The organism is Streptomyces sp. NPDC102274, assembly GCF_044766385.1.
Classification (GTDB): Bacteria; Actinomycetota; Actinomycetes; order Streptomycetales; family Streptomycetaceae; genus Streptomyces.
On record NZ_JBIWLW010000014.1, the window covers coordinates 87,906 to 112,726 of the forward strand.

Here is a 24,821-nt window from a genome sequence, read left to right on the forward strand (position 1 = left end):
GGCCTCTTTCATCTCGCGTTCCGGGGATGCTTGGTAGTGGTGGGGTCGGTCACAGGTGCTCTGCCGAAGTCTGCGCCGGTGATCATCGCGTGGGCGCCCTCGACGGTCCCCGGCGAGTCGCCCGCGGCGCACAGAGTGACGGTGACCGCCGAGTAGGGGGCGGGGGCGTCACCGATCAGTCCGGTGAACTCCTGGGTGCCGCCGGCCTTCCGGCAGGCCAGGGAAGGGCTCTCCGACGGGTGCAGCACCGGCGGATCCTGGGCCTTGGCCGACAGATCGGCCTCCTTGCGCGCGACCAGCGTGACCAGAGCGCCGCCGGGCCGGAGGACCTGCACCGGAAGGCACAGGCTCTGGTCGTTCCCGGGACAGGGCTGTTCGTACGGGACGAGCCGCTGGGTCGAGACGTAGCCACGGGCCGGCTGCTTGTACCGGGCGTTCTCCGGCACGTCGAGGGCCTGCCAGGTGTCGGGCAGCCGGAGGGTGAGACCGGCCACATGTGCGAAGCGCGTCCGCTGGTCCTTCGCGTCGGCGGGCGTGGGGGGCGGGGGCGTGGGGGGCGGGGGCGCGCCGTCCGGGAGCGCGGTGAGCGTGGGCGCGGTGAGCGTGGGCGGCGTGGCCGAGGGGCCGGTGGCCGGCGGCGGGGTGGCCGGAGGCGCGGTGGCCGAGGGGGCTGAGGACGCGGGTGGCGTGGACTCCTCCCCGGCGCGCAGCACGCCGGGCAGGAGCGTGCCGGCGAGGACCAGCCCGGTCACGGCCGCCGCGGTGGCCCCGGCCGTACGGCGCCGGCGGCGGTTCCGGGCGACCCGTTCCCGTACTCCGTGCAGCCGTCCCTCGGGGGCGGGCAGCCGGGGCACGGCCCTCTCCAGCAGGATCCGCAGCTCCCGTTCGTCCTCCGCGCCCGGCTCACGCCCGGCGCCCGGCTCACGCCCGGCCCGGATCCCACTGCCGGTCCCGCCTGTTCCGTCCGTTCCATCCGGCCTGTCCGGCCAGGAGTCACCCACAGCGGTCACCTTCTGCGACCCCGGCAGTCCATGGCAGCGCGGCTCGAACGACAACACCAACGGCCTGCTGCGGCAGTACTTTCCCCAAGGCACCGACCTGGCCGTCCACACCCGCGACCACCTGGACGCCGTCACCGCCGAACTCAACGGCCGCCCACGCAAAACGCTCGACTGGGAAACCCCAGCCGAGCGCCTGCATAATCTGCTCACGGCCTGATCAACACGACCACGTGTTGCAACGACCCCTAGAAAGCGCCCACGGTCCCGGGCCCCTTCGCGTGTGCCGGAGGGCTACTCGCCGGACTTCGCCGGCGGCTTGCGCAGCGCGATGTTCAGCTCGCGGAGGCGGGACTCGGCCAGCTCCGTGGGCGCGCCCATCATCAGGTCCTGCGCGTTGCCGTTGAGCGGGAAGGCGATCGTCTCGCGGATATTCGGCTCGTCGGCCAGCAGCATCACGATGCGGTCGACGCCCGGGGCGATGCCGCCGTGCGGCGGGGCGCCGAGGCGGAACGCGCGGAGCATGCCCGCGAACTCGTGCTCGACGGTCTCGCGGTCGTAGCCGGCGATCTCGAACGCCTTGATCATCAGCTCGGGCTCGTGGTTACGGATCGCGCCGGAGGACAGCTCGATTCCGTTGCAGACGATGTCGTACTGCCACGCCAGGATGTCCAGCGGGTCCTTCGTCTCCAGGTCTTCCAGACCGCCCTGGGGCATCGAGAACGGGTTGTGCGAGAAGTCGATCTTCCCGGTCTCCTCGTCCCTCTCGTACATCGGGAAGTCGACGATCCAGCAGAACCGGAAGACGCCCTCCTCGAAGTGGCCCGCGCGCTTGGCCGCCTCGACGCGCACCGCGCTCATGATCTTGGAGACCTCGTCGAACTCTCCCGCGCCGAAGAAGACGGCGTGGCCGGGGGCGAGCCCCAGGCGCTCGGTGAGCAGCTTGACGTTCTCCTCGGTGAGGAACTTGGCGATCGGGCCGCTCAGCGAACCGTCCTCGCCGACCCGCACCCAGGCCAGGCCCTTCGCGCCGTGCTCGACGGCGTACTCACCGAGCCCGTCGAAGAACTTGCGCGACTGGCCCGCCGTGTCCGGCACCGGCAGGGCGCGGACGTGCTTCCCGGCGAACGCCTTGAACTCGGAGCCCTCGAAGATGTCCGAGATGTCGGCCAGTTCGAGCTTGGCGCGCAGGTCCGGCTTGTCGTTGCCGTACTTCAGCATCGACTCGCGGAACGGGATGCGCGGGAACGGCGAGGTCACATGGCGGCCGTTGCCGAACTCCTCGAACAGCTCGGTCATCAGCTTCTCGATCGGCCGGAAGACGTCCTCCTGCTCGACGAAGCTCATCTCGACATCGAGCTGGTAGAACTCGCCGGGCGAGCGGTCGGCGCGGGCGTCCTCGTCGCGGAAGCACGGCGCGATCTGGAAGTAGCGGTCGAAGCCGGAGATCATCAGCAGCTGCTTGAACTGCTGCGGAGCCTGCGGCAGCGCGTAGAACTTGCCCGGGTTCAGCCGGGACGGGACCACGAAGTCACGGGCGCCCTCGGGAGAGGTGGCGGTGAGGATGGGCGTGGCCATCTCGTTGAAGCCCAGCGCGGTCATCTTGTGCCGGATGGCGGAGATGACGGACGTACGCAGCATGATGTTGCGGTGCATGCGCTCGCGGCGCAGGTCGAGGAAGCGGTACTCCAGGCGCCGCTCCTCGTTCACTCCGTCCTCGGCGTTGACCGTGAACGGCAGCGGGCCCGCCGCGCCGAGGATCTCGACCTCGGCGACCTCGATCTCGATCTCGCCGGTCGGCAGCTCCGGGTTGACGTTCTCCGCACCGCGCGCGGAGACCTTGCCGTCGATACGGACGACGGTCTCCTTCGTGAGCTTGGACAACTCCTCGTTCGCGGGGGTGCCGGGGCGGGCCACGAGCTGGACCAGGCCGTAGTGATCGCGGAGATCGATGAAGAGGATGCCGCCCAGGTCTCGGCGATTGTGCAGCCAGCCGCTCAGCCGGACGTCGGTACCGACGTCAGAGGCGCGGAGCTCGCCGCAGGTGTGGGACCTGTACCGATGCATCGTCGTTTCATCCAGTTCTTGGCAAGTCGGGGTTGGCCGGGCGGAAGCGTTACGTCGTACGACACAACAGGTTACCGCCCGGCTGTGACACCCCCCTCGGTGGCGTTTACTCATCAGATATTCATAAAGTGGGACAATGCTCACCGAGGATGTCCTGGCCGCGATCGCGACCGGCCTATGGCGCTGGGACGACGCGTCCGGCACGGTCACCCTCGACGGGGAGGCGGCCCGCCTGCTCGGCATGCCCGAAGAACCCGTGACGCTCACCGAGTCCGCCACGCGCTCCCGTTTCCATCCCATCGACTGGAACGAGATCGACGGCATCGTGAACCTCGCGCTCGCCGAGGGGACCCTGGCCGAGGCCAGGATGCGGGTCGTGGACGAGAGCGGCCGGGTGCTCCGTACCGTACGGGTCAGGACCAAGCCGACCGTCACGTCGCCGGCCGAGGGGGAGCGGGACTACGAGATGGTCGGCACCGTCCAGGCGGTCATCGAGCCCCAGCCGGGCACCACCGTCGAACGGACCTCCGTCACCGGCGACTGGCGCCGCTCCCGCGAGGCCTTCCTGCTCGACGCGGGCCGCGCACTGGCCGAGGCACGCTCCACCGCCGAGGTGCTGCGGGTCGCCGCCTCCCTCTCCATGCCCGGCTTCTCACCGGACGGGCTCGCGGTCTACGGCGTCTCCGGCGAGCGGCTGACGATCATCGGCCACCACGGGCACGCCCCGGAGGACTCGGCCCCGTTCGAGGGCATGACCGTGGACACCGACTACCCGGCGGCCGAGGTCGTACGGACCGGCCGGGCCGTCTATCTGCCGACCCCGGAGGCGTACGCCGAGCGGTACCCCGCCACCTGGCGGTACGTGGAACGCTTCGGCCGCCGCTCCTGGGCCTTCCTCCCGCTGATCGTCGCGGGCCGCACGCTGGGCACCTGGATGGCCGCCTTCAAACACCGTGTCGCGTTCTCGCCGGACGAGCGCTCCGTCCTGACGACGGTGGCCCGCATGCTGGCGCAGGCGCTGGCCCGCGCGGGCGTCGCGGAGACCGAGCGCGAACTCTCCCTCGGCCTCCAGCGAACGATGATGCCGACGCTCGGACCCGAGATCCCCGGCATGACGGTGGCGGCCCGGTACGTACCGACCGGCGGCGGGCTCCAGGTGGGCGGCGACTGGTACGACATGATCCCGCTGCCCGGCGGCGCGGCGCGCTCCCAGAGCCGCTGGGGCGGACGCTTCGCGCTGGTCATCGGGGATGTCCAGGGCCATGACGTACGGGCCGCCGGCCTCATGGGCCAGCTGCGGATCGCCCTGCGCGCGTACGCCTCCGAGGGCCACCGGCCGGACGCGGTGCTCTCCCGCGCCACCCGCTTCCTGGCCGGTCTCAACCACTACCCGGGGCGCGACCGCGGCGGACCGCCCACGGACGCGGGGCCCGCCGCGATGAACGAGTGGTACTCCGTGGCGGGCCCGCGCTTCGCGACCTGCCTCTATCTGGAGGTCGACCCGGAGAACGGGACGCTCGACATCGCCCGCGCGGGCCATCCCGACCCGGTGATCCGCACGGCGGACGGGACCGCGTTCATCCGGCACACCGAAGGCGGGCTGCCCCTCGGCATCGAGACCGACTCCGACTATCCGACGACCCGGCTCGTCCTGGGACCCGGCGAGACGCTCATGCTCTGCACGGACGGGCTCATCGAGACCGGCGGGCACGATCTCGCCACCGGCTGGGCGCGGCTGCGGCCCGTACTGGAGCAGGACAGCGGCGAATCCCTGGAGAAGCTCGCCGACGCCCTCATCCAGGCCGTGCACGGCCCCACCTCGCACTACACGACCGGCCCGCTCGTGGACCGCCGCGAGGACGACATCGCACTCCTGCTGCTCGCCCGGGACCTCGCGCCGACCCGGCTCGGCGGGATTCCCCGGCGTACCGCGCTGACCGTCGCCCAGGCCGAGCCCGAGCGGATCGCGGGCGTACGGCGGCAGCTGCGCGAGCTGCTGCACGACTGGACGGACGAGGAGCAGATCGACTCCGCGGAGCTGATGGTCTCCGAAATGCTCACCAACGTCCTCGTGCACACCGACGCCGACGCCCTGCTCGTCGCGGAGGCGCGCGGCGAGCGGGGAGGCCGCCGGCTGCGCGTCGAGGTCGCCGACACCAGCGACGAACTGCCGCACCGCCGGCGCCCCGGGGAGCTGGCGTCCAGCGGGCGCGGCCTGGTGCTGATGGAGGTGCTGGCCGACGCCTGGGGAGTGGACCCGCGCGGCGAGGGGAAGTCGATCTGGTTCGAGCTCTACGAGTGCGGCGGGACGGAACCCGAGGCGTCGTCGTAGTGGCCGTAGCGGTCCCTCAGCTCGGAGAGGACCCCGAACGCGGCGGCCGTCAGCGGTACCGCGAGCAGCATGCCCAGAATCCCGGCCACGCTGGCGCCCGCCGTGATCGCCAGTATCACCACGGCCGGGTGCATCTGGACCGTACGGCTCTGGATCATCGGCTGGAGCACATGCCCCTCCAGCACCTGCACGGCGAGCACCACCCCCAGCGCCCACAGCCCGATCACCCAGCCCCGGTCGGCGAGCGCGACCAGCACGGCGACGGCGCCGGAGATGAACGCGCCGAGATACGGGATGTACGCCCCGACGAAGACGAGCGCACCGAGCCCGATCGCGCCGGGGACGCGCAGGATCAGCAGGCCGACGGTGATGCAGATCGCGTCGATGAGGGCGATGACCGTGGTACCGCGCATAAACCCCTCCACGGCGCCGAAGGCACGGCGGGCCATCGCCTCGACGGTCTCCCCGGTCGTATGCGGGGCGAAGGTCCTGAGCGCGTCGGCCGCGCGTTCCGAGTCGCGCAGGAAGAAGAACATCAGCAGCAGCGCGAGCACGGCGGTGGCGATCAGCTCGCCGACGACACTGATCCCGGTGAGCACCCCGGAGGCGGCGGTGGCGCCGAACTTCCCGAGCAGCTCCTTGCCGTTCTTCGCCAGATCGTCGAGCGAGGTCCCGGCGGCGCCGAAGTGCCGGGCCATGTCCCGCGCCGCCTCCCGCAGCGAGGTCATGATCTGGTCCCCGTTGTCGACCAGCGCGCTGACGACGATGTACCCCGCGCCGCCGACCACGGCCACGACGGCGACGCAGGTGAGCCCGGCGGCGAGCGACCGGTTCAGCCGCAGCGCGACGAGGCGGCGGTACAGGGGGCCGAGCAGCGCGGTGCCGAGGAGGGCGAGCAGTACGGGCGTGACGGCGGTCTTGAACGTGACGACCAGCCAGATCCCGACGGCCCCGACCCCCGCGATCACCAGCGCCACACCGCACCAGGCGGCGAGGCGCCGGGCGCTCTCGGGGAGGACGGACGGCGGCGAGATCTGCACGCTCCCACCCGACCACGCGGAGGGGGACCTGTCCCGCGTAGGGCTCCGCGCGGGTGACGGTCGCCTCCCGGCGGTGCGCCTCCCGGCGGGGGGTCGTGGGGTGCGGGTGCGGTGCGCCTCCGGCGGGGGTGCGGTGCGGTGCGGGGTGCGGTTGTTGTGGCTGGTGCCGGGGGCCGGGGCCTCCGGAGGTGCATGTCCGGACGGCATGATTTACGGCGCGCAGCTGCCCACAGTCGGAAGACGGGCGTCCGCGCGCCACACATCACGCTTTAGTGTCCGGACACCCACCTCCTGCGACCCCGACCCCCTCCCGCCGGTGGCCTCCCACACCCGCCGCCCTGCTGGGGGTTGGGGGTGGGTGCGGCCCGGGTGGCCCCCGCCAGTCGCCATCTCGGCGGGGGTGAGTGGGCCGGTGCGGGAGCGTGCCGCCGCACCGGCCGGGCCGCTTGAGCGGGCGGTGAAGGGGGCGCGCAGGGGTCGTGTCCGGGACACTAAAGCGTGATGTGTGGCGCGCGACCGCCCGTGCCCTGACTGTGGCCCGTCACGCGCCGTAAATCATGCCGTCCCGGGCGCGAGCCCCGGAGCGACACCCGGCAACAACCCGCACCCGGAAACCGGCCCCAGCCGAAAACGGACGCACCTCGAACCACGCCCCCCCGCCGGACGGCGCACCGCGACACCCGGCGACAACCCGCACCGCACCACCGGCCCCAGCCGAAAACGAACGCACCCCGGACAGCAACCGTCGGCTACGCCGACCCCGCCGACCCCGCCGGGACCGTTCCCAGGCGGCCCGCCTGGAAGTCGTCGAACGCCTGCTTGAGCTCCGCGTGACTGTTCATCACGAACGGCCCGTAATGCGCCATCGGCTCCCGGATCGGACGCCCGCCCAGCAGCACGACCTCCAGGTCCGGCGTGTTCCCGTCCTGGGACTCGTCGGCGCGCACGCTCAGCGCGCCGCCCGCGCCGAACACCGCCGTCTGGCCCATGTGCACCGGGCGCCGGTCCGTACCGACCGAGCCGCGCCCCGCCAGTACGTACGCGAGACCGTTGAAGTCCTCCCGCCAGGGCAGGGTGATCTCCGCACCCGGCCGCAGCGTCGCGTGGATCATCGTGATCGGGGTGTGTGTGATGCCGGGACCCTCGTGTCCGTCCAGCTCGCCGGCGATCACGCGGAGCAGCGCGCCGCCGTCGGGCGAGGTCAGCAGCTGGACCTGGCCGCCGCGGATGTCCTGGTACCGGGGGTCCATCATCTTGTCGGACGCCGGAAGGTTCACCCAGAGCTGGAGGCCGTGGAACAGCCCGCCGGACATGACCAGCGACTCCGGCGGAGCCTCGATGTGCAGTAGGCCGGAGCCCGCCGTCATCCACTGGGTGTCACCGTTCTGGATGGTGCCGCCGCCACCGTTGCTGTCCTGGTGGATGAAGGTGCCGTCGATCAGGTACGTGACGGTCTCGAAGCCGCGGTGCGGGTGCCACGGCGTGCCCTTGGGCTCGCCCGGCGCGTACTCCACCTCGCCCATCTGATCCATCATGATGAACGGGTCGAGGTGCTCGTATTTGATCCCCGCGAACGCGCGACGCACCGGGAAGCCCTCGCCCTCGAATCCGCCGGGGGCGGTCGTGACGGCGAGCACGGGGCGGGCCACGGCGTCGGCCGGAGCCGCCACCCGGGGCAGGGTCAGCGGGTTTTCGACAGTCACTGCGGGCATGAGGGCCTCCTTGATGATTCAACGTTCAATTTAGTTGAACAGTGAACATCTGGCAAGGCGTACTCCATTCCCGTACCGCTTCCAGGGGTGACGACATGAGCACGCCGCGGCCGGGAGGGCCGCGGCGGAAAGGCCGGGAAGGCTGGGAAAGCCGGGAGAACCGGGAAGGAAAGGAACGGACAGGACTCAGCCGTACATACGGCGCATCGCGAAGTCCACCATCTGCTCGACCGCCTTCGCGTCGAACACCATCCGGTGGTCGCCCTCCATGTCCAGTACGAAGCCGTATCCCGTGGGCAGCAGATCGATCACCTCGGCGCCCGTGATCACGAAGTACTTCGACTCCTTGCCCGCGTACCGCCGCAGTTCCTTGAGCGTGCTGAACATGGGGATCACCGGCTGCTGCGTGTTGTGCAGCGCCAGGAACCCGGGGTTGTCACCCCGCGGGCAGTAGACCTTCGACGTCGCGAAGATCTGCTGGAAGTCCTCGGCCGACAACGACCCTGTCGTGAACGCCCGTACGGCGTCCCCGAGCGACGGGGGCGAGGGCTCCGGATACAGCGGCTGCTCGCCGTATCCACCCGCACCGGGGCCGCCCATCGGCTGCTGCTGCGGCTGCTGAGGCGGGTGCGTGTACTGCTGCTGAGCGCCCGGGTTCTGGTCGTAGCCGTACATGAGCGCAAGAGTACTGAGGAATGGCGCCCGGGGGAGCCTCGTCGGCCTCGTCACACTATCCGGGACGGGGTTGCATCTTATTACCCATGGGTAGCATCATCGTAGCTACTTACAGGTACCTGTATGAGGAACCCGCCTCCCCGATCCTTACGGAGTCGTCGCCATGGGGCACTACAAGTCGAATCTGCGCGACATCGAGTTCAACCTCTTCGAGGTCCTCGGACGCGACAAGCTGTACGGCTCCGGACCGTTCGCGGAGATGGACGTGGAGACCGCCAAGAGCATCCTCGAAGAGGTCACGCGCCTCGCGGAGAACGATCTCGCCGAGTCGTTCGCGGACGCCGACCGCAACCCGCCGGTCTTCGACCCGGAGACCAGCACCGCTCCGGTCCCCGCGGCCTTCAAGAAGAGCTACCAGGCGTACATGGACTCCGAGTACTGGCGTCTGGGCCTGCCGGAGGAGATCGGCGGCACGACCTCGCCGCGCTCCCTGATCTGGGCATACGCGGAGCTGATCCTCGGCGCGAACCCCGCCGTGTGGATGTACGCGTCGGGCCCCGCCTTCGCCGGCGTCCTCTTCGACGAGGGCAACGAGGCGCAGAAGAAGGTCGCCGCGTTCGCCGTCGAGAAGCGGTGGGGCTCCACGATGGTCCTCACCGAGCCGGACGCCGGCTCGGACGTCGGCGCGGGCCGTACGAAGGCCGTCGAGCAGGAGGACGGCAGCTGGCACATAGAAGGCGTGAAGCGCTTCATCACCTCCGGTGAGCACGACATGTCGGAGAACATCCTCCATTACGTCCTCGCCCGCCCCAAGGGCGCCGGCCCCGGCACCAAGGGCCTGTCGCTCTTCCTCGTGCCGAAGTACGAGTTCGACTGGGAGACCGGCGAGCTGGGCGAGCGCAACGGCGTCTATGCCACGAACGTCGAGCACAAGATGGGCCTCAAAGCCTCCAACACCTGCGAGATCACCTTCGGTGACCGCCACCCCGCCAAGGGCTGGCTGATCGGTGACAAGCACGAGGGCATCCGCCAGATGTTCCGCATCATCGAGTTCGCCCGGATGATGGTCGGCACGAAGGCCATCGCCACGCTCTCCACCGGCTATCTCAACGCGCTGGAGTACGCCAAGGAGCGCGTCCAGGGCCCCGATCTCGCGCAGTTCATGGACAAGGCCGCGCCCAAGGTCACCATCACGCACCACCCCGATGTGCGGCGCTCGCTGATGACGCAGAAGGCGTACGCCGAGGGCATGCGCGCCCTCGTCATGTACACCGCCTCCGTCCAGGACGAGATCGCCGTCAAGGAGGCCGAGGGCGAGAACGCCAAGGCGCTGCACGGGCTGAACGATCTGCTGCTGCCGATCGTGAAGGGCTACGGCTCGGAGCGGTCGTACGAGCAGCTCGCGCAGTCCCTCCAGACCTTCGGCGGCTCCGGCTATCTGCAGGAGTACCCGATCGAGCAGTACATCCGGGACGCCAAGATCGACACCCTCTACGAGGGCACCACCGCGATCCAGGGCCAGGACTTCTTCTTCCGGAAGATCGTCCGCGACCAGGGCCAGTCGCTGAACACGCTCGCCGAGGAGATCAAGACGTTCCTGGCGGTCGGCACCGGCGGTACGGAGCTGGCCCCGGCCCGTGACGCGCTCGCCAAGGCGGCCGGTGACCTGGAGGCGATCGTCGGCCGGATGCTGACCGACCTGACCTCCACCGGCGAGGACGTCAAGAACATCTACAAGGTCGGGCTCAACACGACGCGGCTGCTGATGGCCTCGGGCGATGTGGTCGTCGGTTATCTGCTGCTGCGCGGGGCGGCCGTGGCCGCCGAGAAGCTGGAGACGGCCGCCGCGAAGGACGTGGCGTTCTACCGGGGCAAGATCGCGGCGGCGAAGTTCTTCGCCGCGAATGTCCTGCCGGACGTCTCGACGCAGCGCGCGCTCGCCGAGTCCGTCGACGGCTCCCTGATGGAGCTGGACGAAGCGGCCTTCTGACCGGGCCGCGCCACCGGGTCGCGACGGCAGGGCACCTCTCCTCGGGAGGTGTCCTGCCGTCTGTCCGTCTCCCCTCCCGCCTCCCCTCCGCCTCCACTCCCCCGCTCTCCGCCCGCTCTCCCGCCGTTCGGTCCCGTCCGCCGGCCCGGTTCGCGTGCCTGTTCTCCCTATGTGCGGAGCTTGTCCCGCCCCAGTTACGTGCCGTTCCAACCGGTGGCGGGCCGGGTGTCGGAACCCGTCGTTATGGTGAACCCCATGAGCACTTCCGCCCGCTTCGACCGCGGCCACACCGACGACCTCATCTCCTTCTTGACGGCCAGTCCTTCGCCGTATCACGCGGTGGCCAACGCCGCGGAGCGGCTGGAGAAAGCAGGCTTCCGGCAGCTGCGGGAGACGGACGCCTGGGACGGGTCGGCGGGCGGGCGGTTCGTGCTGCGCGGCGGGGCGATCATCGCCTGGTTCGTCCCGGAGGGCGCGGATCCGCACACCCCCTTCCGAATCGTCGGCGCCCATACGGACTCCCCGAACCTGCGGGTGAAGCCCCTGCCGGACACCGGCTCGTACGGCTGGCGCCAGATCGCCGTCGAAATCTACGGCGGGACGCTCCTCAACACCTGGCTCGACCGCGATCTGGGCCTCGCGGGCCGCATCACCCTGCGCGACGGCTCGCACCGGCTGATCAATATCGACCGCGCCCTGCTCCGCGTCCCACAGCTGGCCGTGCACCTGGACCGCTCCGTCAACACCGAGGGCCTCAAGCTGGACCGGCAGCGCCACATGCAGCCGATCTGGGGCCTCGGGGATCCCCAGGAAGGCGACCTGATCCGCTTCGTCGCACAGGAGGCGGGGGTCGACGCCGCGGACATCACCGGCTGGGACCTGATGCCGCACTCGATCGAGCCGCCCTCCTATCTCGGCCGCGACCGCGAGCTGCTGGCCGGGCCCCGGATGGACAACCTGCTGTCGGTGCACGCCGGTACGGCGGCGCTGGCCGCCGTCGCCACCTCCGCCGCCGCCGAGCCGCTCCCGTACATCCCGGTGCTCGCCGCCTTCGACCACGAGGAGAACGGCTCGCAGTCGGACACCGGCGCGGACGGGCCGCTGCTCGGCACGGTCCTCGAACGCTCGGTGCTCGCCCGCGGCGGTACGTACGAGGACCGGGCGCGGGCCTTCGCCGGCACGATCTGCCTGTCGTCCGACACCGGCCACGCCGTGCACCCGAACTACAGCGACCGCCACGACCCGACGCACCACCCGCGCGCCAACGGCGGCCCCATCCTCAAGGTCAACGTCAATATGCGGTACGCGACGGACGGCAGCGGCCGGGCCGTGTTCGCCGCCGCCTGCGAGAAGGCGGGCGTGCCCTGGCAGTCGTTCGTCTCCAACAACTCGATGCCGTGCGGCACGACGATCGGCCCGATCACCGCGGCGAGACATGGCATCCAGACCGTCGACATCGGGGTGGCGATCCTGTCGATGCACAGCGCGCGCGAGCTGTGCGGCGCGGACGACCCGTATCTGCTGGCGAACGCGCTGGCGGCGTTCCTGGAGGGCTGAGCGCCCGCCGGGCCGAACTCCCACCGCTCGCATGGCCGTTACGGACCGGGGTACGCGATTGCCATGGCCCGGACAGTCACCACTCATACGAGGAGGCGGGATTCATGGGCATAGGCGGATGTATCGCCCTTATCGGGGTGGGTGCGATCCTCACGTTCGCGACCGACTCGGATCACGGGCTGTCGGTGACGGGCCGTCGGAATACGCGCTGTCGGATTACGCGCCGAGGCCGGCCAGTACGAGTGTGAGCCGGGACGTTCCCGTGCCCTCGATCCGGACGGGTACTCCCCAGTCCTGCTGATGGACATGGCAGGCCGGGTACTCGTTCGCCGGGTCGTCGTCGCAGGAGGCCGCCATCGCGGACACATGCAGCACGCCCTCGGTGACACCGTCGGCCAGCACCAGATCGCGGCGCAGATCCGTACCGGCGCCGCCGCCCTCGGCCAGCAGCTCGGGCGGGGTGGCGGAGACCAGCAGCCGGGTCGAGGGACCGTAGCGCGTGTCGAGCTTCTGGCCCGTCGGCGCGGTGAAGACGACGTCCAGCGTGAGCGCGCCGGGGGCGACCTCGGTGGCCGCCCGCTGGGTGCGGTGGGCGACGGCCTCGACCCTGACCGCCTCGTCGGGCAGCCGCAGCCGGGTCAGCCGGTGCCGCGCGGACTCGACGACGACGATGTCCTCGCCGACGAGCACGGCGTCGCTCGGCTCGCGCAGATCCGTTGCCAGCGTGGTCACTTCACCGGTCGCCGGGTCGTAGCGGCGCAGCGCGTGGTTGTACGTGTCCGAGACGGCGACCGAGCCGTCCGGCAGCGCGGTGACGCCCAGCGGGTGCTGGAGCAGGGCCTGTCCGGCGGCGCCGTCGCGGTGACCGAAGTCGAAGAGCCCGGCGCCGACGGCCGTACGGATCACGAATCCGTTCCCGTCGACGGCCTCCTCTCCGCCGCCGTCTCCGTTCGCCTCGCCGTCTCCGTCTCCCGCCCGCTCCACGTAGCGCAGGGCGCTGGTCTCCGAGTCGGCGATCCACAGCCGGTCCCCGGCCGCCGCCAGCCCGGACGGCTGGGCGAACCACGCCTCGGCGGCGGGCCCGTCCACCAGCCCCTCATTGGTCGTGCCGGCCGCGACCCCGACCGTCCCGGTGGCCGGGTCGTACGTCCACAGCTGATGGACCCCGGCCATCGCGATCCAGACCCGGTCCGCCCACCAGGCGACGTCCCACGGCGAGGAGAGATCCACCTCCAGGGCGGGCCCCTCGGTCGGTGAGCCCTGCCACCACTGCCTGCCGGTCCCCGCGACGGTCTCGATCGCACCGCTGACCGGGTCGTACACGCGCAGCGCGTGGTTCACGGTGTCCGCGACGATCACCCTGCCGTCCGGCAGCAGCGCGAGCCCCTGCGGTTCGCTGAAGGAGTCCGGACCGAAGCCGCGCACGCCGGTGCCGATCCGCCGGACGACCGTCTCGCCGTCCGCGTCCAGCTCGACCAGCTGATGACGGGTGGAGTCCGAGACGAGGAAGTGCCCGCCGGGCAGCACCAGCGCCTTGCCGGGGAAGCGCAGATCGGTCGCGACCGGCTCCGGCGGTACGTACGGACCGTCCCCGCGCCGCAGCGTTCCCTTGGCGGCGTGCTCGGTCTCCAGCTCCTCCACCAGCTTCTCGATGGCGTGCGCATGCCCCTCGCCCGCGTGCTGGGCCACGACATAGCCCTCGGGGTCGATGACGACCAGCGTCGGCCAGGCGCGTACGGCGTACTGCTTCCAGGTCGCCAGCTCGGGATCGTCCAGCACCGGGTGGTGCACCTCGTACCGCTCGACGGCGTCGACGACGGACTGGTGCTCGGCCTCGTGCACGAACTTCGGCGAGTGGACACCGATGATCACGACCGTGTCCCGGTGCTTCTCCTCCAGCTCCCGCAGCTCATCGAGGACGTGCAGACAGTTGATGCAGCAGAAGGTCCAAAAATCGAGAATGACAACGCGCCCGCGCAGGTCGGCGAGGGTGTACGACATCTCGCCGGTATTGAGCCAGCCGCCCTTGCCGATCAGCTCGGGGGCACGGACACGGGCGCGGCGGGACGGGGGTGAGGCGGGGGCGGGGGTCGCATCGGTCATGAAACAAGGGTGCCACCACCGGAAACGCCCCGGCCGTCGGGGCACGCGTCGAGGCACTCGTCGGGTGCACGCCGGGGCACGCGTCAGAGCGGCACCCCACAACCGCGCGCGCCGCACCCCGCACACCGCCGTACGCGTGCGCCCGCGCTCGTATGCGTGCACCTGCGCCCCGCCCGACCGCCGTACCGGCTCCCCCGGGTACCCGTTCCTCCATGAGATATCTCGTACGCGACAAGATCTTCGCGATCGGCGACGACTACTGGATCGAGGACGAGCACGGCCGACGGGCCTTCCGCGTCGACGGCAAGGCGCTGCGCCTGCGCGACACCCTGGAACTGAAGGCGCCCAGCGGCGAGGTGCTGATCACGCTGCGCCAGAAGCTGCTCAGCCTGCGGGAAGCCATGATCATCGAGCGGGACGACCGGACGCTGGCGACGATCCGCAGAAAGCGTCTCTCGCTGCTGCGCAATCACTACCGGGTCGCCCTGGCCGAGGGCACCGAGCTGGATGTGAGCGGGCGGATCCTGGACCTGGAGTTCGCGATCGAGTACGACGGTGAACTGCTGGCCCATGTCTCGCGGCGCCGGCTGCGGATGCGGGAGACGTACGGCGTGAATGTCGTACGGGACGACGCGGACCACGCGCTGCTGATCGCCGTCGCGGTCTGTGTGATCAGGATGGCGGAGAAGGAGCACGAGGACATCTGAGGGGGAGGGGCGGCGAGAGGACTGACGGGCGCGGCTCCTCCGGCCACGGGCTATCGGATCGCGGTCGGCGTCTTCAGCCCCAGCCGGCGGTCCTTCAGCGCGGGGAAGCGCTCGCGGGTCGTCGCGACCGTCCCCGGATCGAGATCCACGGTGAGGACCTCCTCGACCGTCCCCGCCTCCGCGAGCACCTCGCCCCAGGGGTCCACCACGATGCTGTGCCCGGATTGCTCCACCCCGGCGTGCGTACCGGCGGTCGCGCAGGCCAGGACGTACGCCTGGTTCTCCACGGCGCGTGCGCGGGCGAGCAGCGTCCAGTGCGCGCGCCTGCGGGCGGGCCAGCCGGCCGGGACGACGAGCGTCTCGGCGCCCGCGTCGACCAGGCCCCGGAACAGTTCGGGGAAGCGCAGGTCGTAACAGGTGGCGAGGCCGAGAGTGGTCTCGGACAGCGGGACGGTGACCAGTTCGTCGCCCGCGCCCATCAGCGTCGCCTCGCCCTTGTCGAAGCCGAAGCGGTGGATCTTGCGGTACGTACGGACCAGTTCACCGGCGGGGGAGAGGACGAGCGAGGTGTTGTAGAGGGTCCCGTCCGGGGCCTGACCGTACGGGGTCTGACCCTCCGGAGCCTGCCCGTCCTCTGCTCGCTCCACGATGGATCCGGCGTGCAGCCAGACGCCCGCGTCGCTCGCCGCCTTCGACATCTCCCGGAACGTGGGCCCGTCCAGCGACTCCGCCTCGTCGGCGAACGACTCGTACGCGAAGGCCCCGACCGGCCAGAGCTCGGGAAGGATCACCAGATCGGCGTCGCGCTGCTCCCGTACCAGCGCCGCCACGCGCCGTCTGCGCGAATCGATCGATTCGTCCGGGTCTACTGCGATCTGGATCAACGAGGCGCGCACAGTACCACCGTCCTGGCTTGAGAGCCGTCAACACGGGCCTACGATCGTCACACGAAAGCACTGCCGGGGTGCCACCGGGCAGCGTAACTTAGCTGCCAAACCTCCCACGCAGCCCGCAGCCCGCCCGCCAGCAAGCCAGCCCGCGTACCGCAGAACCGCCGAGGGGTCCCGTGACCGTCCATCCCAGCCTTCAAAACTACGCCGATGCCTGGACCCACTCCATCGAGGCCATAGCCGAGCTGGTGCAGCCGCTCGTCGAGGGCGAATGGAACCGCCGCACACCGTGCCCCGGTTGGTCCGTACGAGACATCGTCTCGCATGTCATCGGCCTGGAATGCGAGATGCTCGGGGACCCGCGGCCCATTCACTCGCTGCCGCGCGACCTCTACCACGTACGGGACGACCACACCCGCTACATGGAGATGCAGGTCGACGTACGGCGCCACCACACCGCGCCGGAGATGACCTCCGAGCTGGAGTACACGATCATCCGCCGCAACCGGCAGCTGCGGAACGAGAACCGCTCCCCCGACACCATGGTCCGCGCCCCGCTGGGCGCCGAGTGGACCCTCGAAGCCGCCATGCGCGCGCGGGCGTTCGACATCTGGGTGCATGAACAGGATCTGCGCACCGCGCTGAACAAGCCCGGCAACCTGGACTCCCCGGGCGCGCTGGTCACCCGCGACGCGCTGCTTGCCGCGCTGCCGAAGGTCGTCGCCAAGAAGGCGGGCGCGCCGCCGAACTCGGCGGTCGTCATCGATGTCAGCGGGCCGGTGGAGTTCCTCCGTACGGTCAGGGTGAACGCCGACGGACGCGGTTCGGTGGACGGCTCCCCCTCGCTCGGTCCCGTGGTGACGCTCGCGACGGACTGGGAGACGTACTTCCGGCTGGCGTGCGGACGGGTGCGGTCCGTGGCGGTGGCCGACCGCGTCAAGGTCGACGGTGATCTCGATCTCGCCGAGGCGATTCTGCGGGAGTTCGCGGTCACGCCGTAGGGCCGGGCGCGGTGGCGGCACCGGGCCCGGCCCGTATCCGTTCACGTCCGACGCCCGCCCTCCCGGCTGTACGTGGACGGCGCGGCGTACGCACAGGCGTCAGGCCGGTACGTACCTACACCTCACGCGGGTCATGCCGGTACGTGCACGGCCTCCACCCGGCTCGCCACCAGCCGCTCCCGCTCGCGGCGCGCGGTACGGTTCCGCAGCCGCAGGATCTGCACCAGCCCGATCGCCTGGAGAACGAAGACGGTCGAGAACGCGATCCGGTAGTTGTCGCCGGTCGCGTCCAGCAGGACGCCGACCGCGAACAGCGTCGTCATCGAGGCGGTGAAACCGCCCATGTTGACGATTCCGGAGGCCGTGCCCTGACGCTCCGGCGGGTTCGCGGGCCTGGCGAAGTCGAAGCCGATCATCGACGCGGGTCCGCACGCCCCCAGGACCGCGCAGAGCGTGATCAGCAGCCACATCGGGGCATGGTCGCCGGGGTACACGATCGTCACCGCCCAGGCCAGCGCCGACGCCCCGACGGTCGCCAGGGCCAGCGGCGCCCTGGCCGCGTGGTGGCGGGCGATGACCTGCCCGTAAACCAGCCCGACGACCATGTTGGAGAGCACGATCAGGGTGAGCAGTTCACCCGCCACGGCGCGGGACAGACCCTGCGCCTCGACGAGGAACGGCATGCCCCACAGCAGCAGGAAGAACATCGCCGGGAACTGGGTGGTGAAGTGCACCCACATCCCCAGCCGGGTACCGGGTTCGCGCCAGGACGCGGCGATCTGCTTCCGTACGTACGCGGCGCCCGCGTGCTCGGCGGGCGGCGGCTCATGGCCCTCCGGGTGGTCCTTGAGGAAGAGCAGCAGCAGAACGAGGACGAGGACCCCGGCGAGCGCGCTGCCCGCGAAGGTCGTGGTCCAGCCGAGACCGTTCAGGGTGCGGGAGATGAAGATGGTGGAGACGAGGTTGCCCGCCATCCCGAAGAGCGCGGCGACCTGGGCGATCATCGGCCCGCGCCGGGCCGGGAACCAGCGGGTGCCGAGCCGCAGCACGCTGATGAAGGTCATCGCGTCACCGCAGCCGAGGAGCGCGCGGGAGACGAGGGCCGTGCCGTACGAGGGGGAGAACGCGAAGCCGAGCTGCCCGAGGGTGAACAGCACCACGCCGATGGTCAGCACCTTCTTGGTGCCGAGCCGGTCGACCATCAGGCCGACGGGTATCTGCATGCCCGCGTAGACGAGCAGCTGAAGTATGGAGAACGTCGACAGGGCCGAGGCGTTGACCCCGAAGCGGTCGGCGGCGTCGAGGCCGGCCACGCCCAGGCTCGTACGGAAGATGACGGCGACGAAGTAGACGGCGACGCCTATGCCCCATATCCAGGTGGCACGCCGCCCGCCGGGTGGATCGCCGGGGAGGCTGACCGAGGCGGCGCTCACCGGTCTTCACCCCGGACCAGCACCTTGACCCGGCTGACATGCCGGCGCAGACACTGCGCGGCGCCGTCCGCGTCGCCGGTTCTGATGGCGTCGAACAGCTCGGTGTGCTCGGTGATGTTCTTGGCGATGCGGTCGGGGTGCGCTTCGAGTACGGCGACGCCCATCCGCAACTGACGGTCCCTGAGCTGGTCGTACAGCTTGGAGAGGATCTCGTTGCCCGCGTGGCGCACGATCTCGGCGTGGAAGCACCGGTCCGCGACGGCGACGGCGGCGAGATCGCCGTCCTCGGCCAGCCGCTGCTGCTCCGCCAGCACTTCCTCCAGCCGCGCGATCAACCGCGTGGACGCCGGCACGGCCCTCCGTACGGCGAACTCCTCGACCAGCAACCGGGTCTCGACGACATCCGCGATCTCCTGCGCGGAGACGGCGAGCACGAGGGCGCCCTTCTTCGGGTAGAGCTTGATCAGCCCCTCGACCTCCAGCTTGAGCAGCGCCTCCCGCACGGGCGTACGAGACACCCCGACGGCTTCGGCCAGCTCACCTTCTGTCAGCAGGGTGCCGCCTTCGTAACGGCGGTCGAGAACGGCTTCTTTGATGTGGCTGTACACACGGTCCGCGGCGGGCGGTTGCTTCATGGGAGCGGCTGGGACCGCAGGGGCGGGGGCAGGAGCGGGCGGCATGCGCACAGCTTAGATACAACAGAGGTGCAACAGCAGTCCGCGTCCGAGATTCGGACAAGGGCCACTCAGAGTGATGAATCTGACCGCGCACGCTGGCATATTCGATTTGCTCCGCTGGCCGAACCGACGGCGCCGACACCTCCGACGGCACCGGCGGCACCCGTCTCGTACGCGCTGCCCGAACAGGTCGCCGACGCGATCGTCCGTCTCGAAGAGCGCAACACCCGGCTGGACGAGGAGTTCGCAGCCGTACAGCGCGAATCCCTCGCGTTACGACGCGAATCGCTCTCCACCCAGCGTGAGGCGCTCGCAGCGCATCAAGCCACCGCGCGCGCGATGGAGCGGATAGCGGACCGCCTCGACGGCCTGCTGACCGACCGTTCCGCACCGGCCGCACCGGCACCAACCGCCCAGCCCCCGCGCCCCACCGCCGAAGCGGTCCTCGCCGACTGGAAGACGCGGATGTCCGTGACGGAGGACGTCTGGGCCGTCGCCGTCACCATCGCCCCGGCCCTGGCCGAAGAGGGAGAGCTGCTGCAGCCACTGGGGACCATCGCGGCCAGGACGGGCCTGTCGGTCCGCCGCGTCAACGAGTGCCTGCGGTTCATGCGGAAACACGCGTGCATCGAGGCGCGGGGAGGCGCCCCGGACGGCTCACCGGTCTACGTACTCCGTGCCCGTACCGGACCACCACAGCGATCCGCGCCGTCGTGATCTGAATGACGGAATCGCCCGTATCCCGTACATCCCTCCGGTCCGCTCATGCGTCATCTCTTGGGGCTTGTTTCCCAAGACGGCCCCACTCGCTGCTTTCCCTCGCATTCGCGGATTCGGAGCGTTCCTCTTGATACCCAGCCTCCCGGGCGCGCGCAAAGCCGCCGTGATCTCCCTCACCGCCGGCGCGCTCATGGCCGTCTCGGCCCTGGCCTCACCCGCTCAGGCGGCCACCGCGCCGTCCGTCAGCGCCAAGGGCGGGTTCCTGCTCAACAACGCGACCGGCGCGACGGTCTACAGCAAGACCGCCGACACCAGGCGCCAGATGGCGAGCACGACGAAGATCATGACCGCCGCCGTGGTGCTCAGCACCAAGGGCGTCGACCTCAATCGCAAGGTGACCGTCAAGCAGGCCTACCGCGACTACGTCGCCCAGCAGGGCGCGAGCACCGCGGATCTGCGGACCGGCGACAAGCTCACCGTGCGGCAGCTGCTGTACGGCACGATGCTGCCCTCCGGCTGCGACGCGGCCTACGCCCTCGCCGACACCTTCGGCACCGGCTCCACGAACGCCGCCCGCACCAAGTCGTTCATCGCGAAGATGAACGCGAAGGCCGTCGAACTCAAGCTCAAGAACACCAAGTTCGACTCGTTCGACGGCATATCCCAGGCCGGGAACAACTACACCACCCCGCGCGACCTCGCCAAGATCGCCCAGTACGCGATGAAGTGGACCAACTTCCGCGCGGCCGTGAAGGCCACCTCGTACAAGAGCACGGCCCCGACCAGCACCGGCGGCACGCGCACCTACACCTGGTACAACACGAACAAGCTGCTCGGCTCCTACAGCGGCGCGATCGGCATCAAGACCGGCACCGGCACGGCCGCGGGGCCCTGCCTGGTCTTCGCCGCCACGCGCGGCAGCAAGACCCTCGTGGGCGTCGTCCTGAACAGCGCCGACCGTTACAAGGACGCGGCGAAGCTGCTCGACCACGGCTTCGGCTCGTCGACCGCGAAGACGATGAAGCTGCGGTCGCTCCCGGCGGACGCGCAGCGCGACTGATCCAGGGGGTTCTACGGCTTGCGCAGGCCGGCCCGGAAGGCGTCCCATGCGGCGGGGGCGAGGAGCAGTACCGGGCCGGCTGAGTCTTTGGAGTCGCGGACGGCGACGGTTCCGGGGAGGTTGAGGGCGACCTCTACGCAGTCGTTGGACGCGGCGCTGTAACTCGACTTCTCGAACTGGAACAACATCACTCGCTCAATCCCTTGCTAATGCTGCCGATGAACCGGACGGAGTCGTAGGGCGACATACTGGCCCTGGCCGCTCGATCGAAGAGCGTAGCGAAAACGGCGCTCTCCTCGGCGTTTTCAATCCAGATCGTGGACCCGAGAGCGTCCATGTGCACGACATCCACGGCTTCATCCTCCGCGAAGGAAAGGATGTTGAAGGGCCCACCGCTGCATGGGTGCGCGCCGGCTCGGAAAGGCAGCACCTGAATCTGCACATTCGGGAGTTCCGCCAGCTCACAGAGGTGCGCAAGTTGCCGGCTCATCACCTCCGGGCCGCCCATGAGTTGTCGGAGCGCCCCCTCCCAGATCACCGCGTGGATCCGTAGCGGTTGCTCACCGTACAGCCGCTCCTGACGCTTCGCACGTGCCGTAACTACGTCCTCAATGCGTTCGATGTCGTCCCAGGACATGTCCGCCACACACATGGCCCGAACGTACTCCGGCGTCTGGAAAAGCCCTGAAATGAGGGCCAGTTGCCATTGCCTGACCCTGAGCGCCCCGTCTTCCATCTCGATGTACTCGACTTGGGTGGCGAGCGTCGGGGTGTCGTTCCACCACCCTTTCACTTTGCGTCGCTCTCGGTCCGTCTTCGCCAGTTCCAGCATCCGGTTGACGACCCGGGGATCCTCTACTCCATACAGTTGACACAGCGCCTTGATGTCCGGATCCCGCATAGGAACCCAGCCACGCTCCATCTTGACGATCTTCGTCGCTGTCGCGCTCAGGATGCTGGCCGCTTCCTGCTGCGTCTTGCCCGCAGCCACTCGCAAACTCAGTAGCTCGCCACCCAACCTGCGGCCAAGCACCGTGGAAGTTCGGTTGCCATTCGCGCGCGCTCCGGATGTCGCCATATCGCCCTCCCGCTGACTCGCGAACAATGTGGCAGTCCGTGCCCACCGAAGAAGCTCCCGTCACTCGACTGGGGAATATATTCCCCAGATATCTTGATCCCGGGTCACCGGCGCCACTGCGTTCAGTACGCAATCGCTCGCACAGCGGCGCCGTGCGGCAGAAGTGCACCGCCCTGCCCTGCGCCCAGAGCAGCCCGCGGCATCGCCACTGCCAGGCGCACCCCGTACGGGCAGACCCGACCGCACACGGAGGTGCGCGTCCATGACCTCAGCCCAAGAGGCGGCACAGCCCAGCCCCGAGCCGGTCCTCCAAAAGGACCGGCTGAACTACACACCCACCGCCGGCAGCGTCAGCCTCGCGCGGCGGCGCGCCGCGCGGCTCGTCACCGAGTGGGGGCACCCCGAACTCGCCTGGTCCACCGCCCTGGTGGTCAGCGAACTCGCCACCAACGCCCTGCTGCACGGCAGCCTGCGCGACCGGCTCTTCCAGGTACGCACCACCCTCCGGCCGAAGGCCCTCCGTATCGAAGTCAGCGACCCGCGCGGGGAACGGTTGCCCAGCCTGCGCATCGCCGAGGACGACGAATGCTTCGGCCGGGGGCTGCACATCGTCACGCAACTCGCGGACGCTGGGGCACCCAGCCGCGCAGCGTGGGCAAGACCGTCTATGCCGAGATCGATGTGCGGACGGATACGGCACGGTGATCGACCCCGTCACCGACAGGGCACTGTGGGGCGTCGTCGCTCTCGCCATCAGCTTCATCGTGCTGGTGATCGGCATTCTGTACGCGGCGACCTGGCGCCCCGAACACGAACCGCCCCAGGCCCTGGCCCCGGCAACCGCCGAAGAGATGTACACGTACACCTGCTACTGCCACCGCGAACCGGTCCACGTCAACCTCCGCGCCTGCGAACTCCCCCGCAGACACGCACGCGGACACTGGAGACGGTGAGAGCCTGGGGACTGGCCCGGCCGTATTCCGGCGTGCCCAGCCCGGCACATGTTGCAGGTTGACGGGGGTGCTGGACTGCGGGGGCTCCCTATGCTTCGGGCATGTCATCTCCCAGCGCCACTCCTGATGAATCCGCGCCTCCTGCAACCCGGAGGACTTCAGCGACCCGTTGGGCGATCACGGGGTTGTCGTGGTGGTGGATGGCCGCCCCTCTCGTCCTGCTGACTCCTCTGATCGCCCGCTCAATGGGGTTTCCGGGGGTCCGGGACGAGTACGGCGCGATCTTCGGGTGGGCTGCCGTTGCCAGTGCGGTGATCGCGCCGACCATGGGGTTCGTGGTGGCCCATGTCAATCGACGACGGCGGGCTCGTCGGCGCTTCGCCATCATGGGAGCGGTATCCAGCGTGCCGATCCTCTTCCTCTGGATCTTCGGAGTACTGCTCGCCGAGTGCCCCGACGGGTACCACTGCTAGCTGCTAGCTATCTATCTATCCCCATTCATGGTCTCGGGCCGAGTCGCCGCCACTTGTTCGTCGCGCTCTGGGTGCGGGTTCGTGCCGGGAGGGTAGTCGGGGGCACCCGGAATCCGTCATGGCGGGTGGGGGCGGCCCCGACTACCCCCGGCCCTGACCCGCAAGCCGGCCCACCCCGCAGGCCGGGTCGTCCAGCCAGACGGACTGGGCGCCGTCCGGCGCGACGGTCAGACCGAATCGGGTCAGCTCCGGCCTTCCGTGTTCCAGCCACCAGAACCGGGCGGCGGTGATCTCCTCCCAGAGTCTTCGGGGGCCCGCTTGGCGCACGGCGTCCTCGGAGTCCCAGCCCTGGTACGCCACCGATGCCCAGGAGCCTTCGCCGTCCGAGAGCTGGATGCGATACGTGGCCTGCGGATCGGCGTCGTCCCAGGTGTGGACGTACCGTACGCCGGGGACGCGCAGTCCGATGGCGAAAGCCACGTCCACGTTCTCCAGCGCGAGATCGGGGTCCATCACCGAGCCGCTTCTCCGAACGGGGGCGGCGCCCGGTCCGGTCACTCGTGGCGGTCGCTGGGCGCGCATCCACATGAAGCTGACGTCGTCCACGAATCGGCCGTACGACTCCCCGCCACGGTCGCCGGCGACCAGCCGCAACAGACCCGCGTTGGCATACGGCGTGCCCCATGGTGTCACGATGATCCCGCCCGGACGGGTCTGCTCGATCCAGGCGCGGGGAACGCTCCGTACCGCGGCCGTCGAGTGGATGCGGTCGTACGGCGCCCCGGAAGGCCACCCGGCCAGGCCGTCCCCGACGACGCGTCGGGGGGCGAAGCCCGCCGCCTTCAGTCGCTTCGCGGCCTCCGTCGCGATCTGCGGGTCGACCTCCACGGTCGTCACATTCTCATCGCCAAGACGTCCTGCGAGCAGAGCACTTGTCCACCCCGTACCGGTGCCGACGTCCAGCACGGTGTCACCGTCGAACACATCCAGATGGCGAAGCATGGTCGCCACCAGGGAAGGCATGGACGCCGAGGACGTCGCGACTCCCGGTCCGCCCTCGGCTCCGTCGTCCAGCTGCGTCACCACGACGCCGTCGGCGTTGACCAGTTCCCACCAGTCGCCACCGGCGTCCCCCTTGACGACCCGGCGGTAACCCGCGGGAGAGGCATCGTCCGGAGCCCATACGGCGTCCGGGACGAAGGCCGACCGTGGGGCGCGCGCGAACGCGCCTCGCCATCCCTCGTCCAGCGCGCCCGTCGAGATCAGACCGGCGGTCAACCGCTCGTAGCCGTCCATGGACCAGCGCTCACTTCTTCGGCGGAATGGGTCTGGTCCACCGGCCGTCGGACTCCTTC

Annotated in this window: 21 protein-coding genes and 2 pseudogenes; 11 read left to right on the plus strand and 12 right to left on the minus strand. The window is 69.9% G+C overall.

Annotated elements, in window-relative coordinates:
- Positions 1-8: 8 nt before the first annotated feature.
- Positions 9-1,001, minus strand: coding sequence for a hypothetical protein (locus ACIRQP_RS20405; RefSeq protein WP_403892149.1), 993 nt, complete (start codon positions 999-1,001; stop codon positions 9-11).
- A 4-nt stretch (positions 1,002-1,005) separates the two neighbouring features.
- On the opposite strand from ACIRQP_RS20405, the pseudogene ACIRQP_RS20410 reads away from it, so the two are divergent.
- A pseudogene (locus ACIRQP_RS20410) lies at positions 1,006-1,218 on the plus strand (transposase); the annotation flags it as partial.
- Between the two features lie 74 nt (positions 1,219-1,292).
- Here ACIRQP_RS20410 and aspS read toward each other — a convergent pair.
- On the minus strand, positions 1,293-3,065 hold the full coding sequence (gene aspS / locus ACIRQP_RS20415; protein ID WP_403891848.1) for an aspartate--tRNA ligase: 1,773 nt from the start codon (positions 3,063-3,065) through the stop codon (positions 1,293-1,295).
- A 136-nt stretch (positions 3,066-3,201) separates the two neighbouring features.
- Here aspS and ACIRQP_RS20420 point away from each other — a divergent pair, with 136 nt between their 5' ends.
- Positions 3,202-5,397 carry a SpoIIE family protein phosphatase gene (locus tag ACIRQP_RS20420; RefSeq protein WP_403891851.1) on the plus strand — a complete coding sequence of 732 codons (2,196 nt, stop codon included), beginning with the start codon at positions 3,202-3,204 and terminating at the stop codon, positions 5,395-5,397.
- On the opposite strand, the gene ACIRQP_RS20425 is transcribed toward ACIRQP_RS20420, so the two are convergent.
- From ACIRQP_RS20425 to ACIRQP_RS20435, 3 genes are all read right to left on the minus strand, one after another.
- Entirely contained in the window at positions 5,358-6,437 is a 1,080-nt protein-coding gene (locus ACIRQP_RS20425; RefSeq protein WP_403891854.1) for an AI-2E family transporter, read from the minus strand. The genes ACIRQP_RS20420 and ACIRQP_RS20425 overlap by 40 nt on opposite strands.
- A 749-nt stretch (positions 6,438-7,186) precedes the next feature.
- Complete coding sequence (locus tag ACIRQP_RS20430; RefSeq protein WP_403891857.1) at positions 7,187-8,149, minus strand: pirin family protein; 963 nt, start codon at positions 8,147-8,149, stop codon at positions 7,187-7,189.
- Positions 8,150-8,335: 186 nt separating this feature from the next.
- Positions 8,336-8,824, minus strand: coding sequence for an SseB family protein (locus ACIRQP_RS20435; protein ID WP_129772895.1), 489 nt, complete (start codon positions 8,822-8,824; stop codon positions 8,336-8,338).
- Positions 8,825-8,987: 163 nt separating this feature from the next.
- Here ACIRQP_RS20435 and ACIRQP_RS20440 point away from each other — a divergent pair, with 163 nt between their 5' ends.
- Both ACIRQP_RS20440 and ACIRQP_RS20445 read left to right on the plus strand, forming a co-directional pair.
- Complete coding sequence (locus ACIRQP_RS20440) at positions 8,988-10,814, plus strand: acyl-CoA dehydrogenase (protein WP_403891860.1); 1,827 nt, start codon at positions 8,988-8,990, stop codon at positions 10,812-10,814.
- Between the two features lie 255 nt (positions 10,815-11,069).
- Entirely contained in the window at positions 11,070-12,371 is a 1,302-nt protein-coding gene (locus ACIRQP_RS20445) for a M18 family aminopeptidase (protein ID WP_403891862.1), read from the plus strand.
- A gap of 216 nt (positions 12,372-12,587) precedes the next feature.
- Here ACIRQP_RS20445 and ACIRQP_RS20450 read toward each other — a convergent pair whose 3' ends face one another.
- Positions 12,588-14,474, minus strand: coding sequence for an NHL domain-containing thioredoxin family protein (locus ACIRQP_RS20450; RefSeq protein ID WP_403891865.1), 1,887 nt, complete (start codon positions 14,472-14,474; stop codon positions 12,588-12,590).
- A gap of 212 nt (positions 14,475-14,686) precedes the next feature.
- Here ACIRQP_RS20450 and ACIRQP_RS20455 point away from each other — a divergent pair, with 212 nt between their 5' ends.
- Positions 14,687-15,181, plus strand: a complete 495-nt coding sequence (locus ACIRQP_RS20455; RefSeq protein WP_403891868.1) for an LURP-one-related/scramblase family protein — start codon at positions 14,687-14,689, stop codon at positions 15,179-15,181.
- Positions 15,182-15,231: 50 nt separating this feature from the next.
- Here ACIRQP_RS20455 and ACIRQP_RS20460 read toward each other — a convergent pair whose 3' ends face one another.
- Positions 15,232-16,077, minus strand: a complete 846-nt coding sequence (locus ACIRQP_RS20460) for a carbon-nitrogen family hydrolase (protein ID WP_403891871.1) — start codon at positions 16,075-16,077, stop codon at positions 15,232-15,234.
- Between the two features lie 170 nt (positions 16,078-16,247).
- Between ACIRQP_RS20460 and ACIRQP_RS20465 the strand changes: the two genes are divergently transcribed.
- Positions 16,248-17,072, plus strand: a complete 825-nt coding sequence (locus ACIRQP_RS20465) for a maleylpyruvate isomerase family mycothiol-dependent enzyme (RefSeq protein ID WP_403891874.1) — start codon at positions 16,248-16,250, stop codon at positions 17,070-17,072.
- A gap of 131 nt (positions 17,073-17,203) precedes the next feature.
- On the opposite strand, the gene ACIRQP_RS20470 is transcribed toward ACIRQP_RS20465, so the two are convergent.
- Positions 17,204-18,505, minus strand: a complete 1,302-nt coding sequence (locus ACIRQP_RS20470; protein WP_403891877.1) for a nitrate/nitrite transporter — start codon at positions 18,503-18,505, stop codon at positions 17,204-17,206.
- Positions 18,502-19,185, minus strand: coding sequence for a GntR family transcriptional regulator (locus ACIRQP_RS20475; protein ID WP_403891880.1), 684 nt, complete (start codon positions 19,183-19,185; stop codon positions 18,502-18,504). Before ACIRQP_RS20475 ends, ACIRQP_RS20470 begins: the two co-directional genes overlap by 4 nt.
- Positions 19,186-19,209: 24 nt before the next feature.
- On the opposite strand from ACIRQP_RS20475, the gene ACIRQP_RS20480 reads away from it, so the two are divergent.
- A complete protein-coding gene (locus tag ACIRQP_RS20480) occupies positions 19,210-19,899 on the plus strand; it encodes a DNA-binding protein (protein ID WP_403891883.1) in 690 nt (229 codons plus the stop codon).
- Between the two features lie 130 nt (positions 19,900-20,029).
- On the plus strand, positions 20,030-20,962 hold the full coding sequence (locus ACIRQP_RS20485) for a D-alanyl-D-alanine carboxypeptidase family protein (RefSeq protein ID WP_403891886.1): 933 nt from the start codon (positions 20,030-20,032) through the stop codon (positions 20,960-20,962).
- An 11-nt stretch (positions 20,963-20,973) separates the two neighbouring features.
- Here the strand turns inward: ACIRQP_RS20485 and ACIRQP_RS20490 are convergent, their stop codons facing one another.
- Together ACIRQP_RS20490 and ACIRQP_RS20495 are read right to left on the minus strand one after the other, a co-directional pair.
- Positions 20,974-21,150 (minus strand): DUF397 domain-containing protein, encoded by a 177-nt coding sequence (locus ACIRQP_RS20490; protein ID WP_403891889.1) that lies wholly within the window; start codon positions 21,148-21,150, stop codon positions 20,974-20,976.
- Positions 21,150-22,040, minus strand: a complete 891-nt coding sequence (locus ACIRQP_RS20495) for a helix-turn-helix domain-containing protein (protein ID WP_403891892.1) — start codon at positions 22,038-22,040, stop codon at positions 21,150-21,152. The genes ACIRQP_RS20490 and ACIRQP_RS20495 overlap by 1 nt, the downstream gene beginning before the upstream one ends.
- 262 nt (positions 22,041-22,302) lie before the next feature.
- Between ACIRQP_RS20495 and ACIRQP_RS20500 the strand changes: the two are divergent.
- From ACIRQP_RS20500 to ACIRQP_RS20510, 3 genes and pseudogenes are all read left to right on the plus strand, one after another.
- Positions 22,303-22,611, plus strand: a pseudogene (locus ACIRQP_RS20500) (ATP-binding protein); the annotation flags it as partial.
- Positions 22,612-22,741: 130 nt separating this feature from the next.
- Entirely contained in the window at positions 22,742-22,993 is a 252-nt protein-coding gene (locus ACIRQP_RS20505; RefSeq protein ID WP_403892152.1) for a hypothetical protein, read from the plus strand.
- A gap of 200 nt (positions 22,994-23,193) precedes the next feature.
- Complete coding sequence (locus ACIRQP_RS20510) at positions 23,194-23,466, plus strand: hypothetical protein (protein ID WP_403891895.1); 273 nt, start codon at positions 23,194-23,196, stop codon at positions 23,464-23,466.
- Positions 23,467-23,607: 141 nt separating this feature from the next.
- Here ACIRQP_RS20510 and ACIRQP_RS20515 read toward each other — a convergent pair whose 3' ends face one another.
- Positions 23,608-24,762 carry a methyltransferase domain-containing protein gene (locus tag ACIRQP_RS20515; protein ID WP_403891898.1) on the minus strand — a complete coding sequence of 385 codons (1,155 nt, stop codon included), beginning with the start codon at positions 24,760-24,762 and terminating at the stop codon, positions 23,608-23,610.
- Positions 24,763-24,821: the final 59 nt, after the last annotated feature.

What these genes read in the sequence shown, in the direction of transcription:
- ACIRQP_RS20455 (WP_403891868.1), top strand. Translation starts at nt 14,687, where the DNA reads ATGAGATATCTCGTACGCGACAAGATCTTCGCGATCGGCGACGACTAC.
- ACIRQP_RS20475 (WP_403891880.1), bottom strand. Translation starts at nt 19,185, where the DNA reads ATGCCGCCCGCTCCTGCCCCCGCCCCTGCGGTCCCAGCCGCTCCCATG.
- aspS (WP_403891848.1), bottom strand. Translation starts at nt 3,065, where the DNA reads ATGCATCGGTACAGGTCCCACACCTGCGGCGAGCTCCGCGCCTCTGAC.
- ACIRQP_RS20490 (WP_403891889.1), bottom strand. Translation starts at nt 21,150, where the DNA reads ATGTTGTTCCAGTTCGAGAAGTCGAGTTACAGCGCCGCGTCCAACGAC.
- ACIRQP_RS20515 (WP_403891898.1), bottom strand. Translation starts at nt 24,762, where the DNA reads ATGGACGGCTACGAGCGGTTGACCGCCGGTCTGATCTCGACGGGCGCG.
- ACIRQP_RS20440 (WP_403891860.1), top strand. Translation starts at nt 8,988, where the DNA reads ATGGGGCACTACAAGTCGAATCTGCGCGACATCGAGTTCAACCTCTTC.
- ACIRQP_RS20450 (WP_403891865.1), bottom strand. Translation starts at nt 14,474, where the DNA reads ATGACCGATGCGACCCCCGCCCCCGCCTCACCCCCGTCCCGCCGCGCC.
- ACIRQP_RS20445 (WP_403891862.1), top strand. Translation starts at nt 11,070, where the DNA reads ATGAGCACTTCCGCCCGCTTCGACCGCGGCCACACCGACGACCTCATC.
- ACIRQP_RS20435 (WP_129772895.1), bottom strand. Translation starts at nt 8,824, where the DNA reads ATGTACGGCTACGACCAGAACCCGGGCGCTCAGCAGCAGTACACGCAC.
- ACIRQP_RS20510 (WP_403891895.1), top strand. Translation starts at nt 23,194, where the DNA reads ATGGCCGCCCCTCTCGTCCTGCTGACTCCTCTGATCGCCCGCTCAATG.
- ACIRQP_RS20495 (WP_403891892.1), bottom strand. Translation starts at nt 22,040, where the DNA reads ATGGCGACATCCGGAGCGCGCGCGAATGGCAACCGAACTTCCACGGTG.
- ACIRQP_RS20430 (WP_403891857.1), bottom strand. Translation starts at nt 8,149, where the DNA reads ATGCCCGCAGTGACTGTCGAAAACCCGCTGACCCTGCCCCGGGTGGCG.
- ACIRQP_RS20420 (WP_403891851.1), top strand. Translation starts at nt 3,202, where the DNA reads ATGCTCACCGAGGATGTCCTGGCCGCGATCGCGACCGGCCTATGGCGC.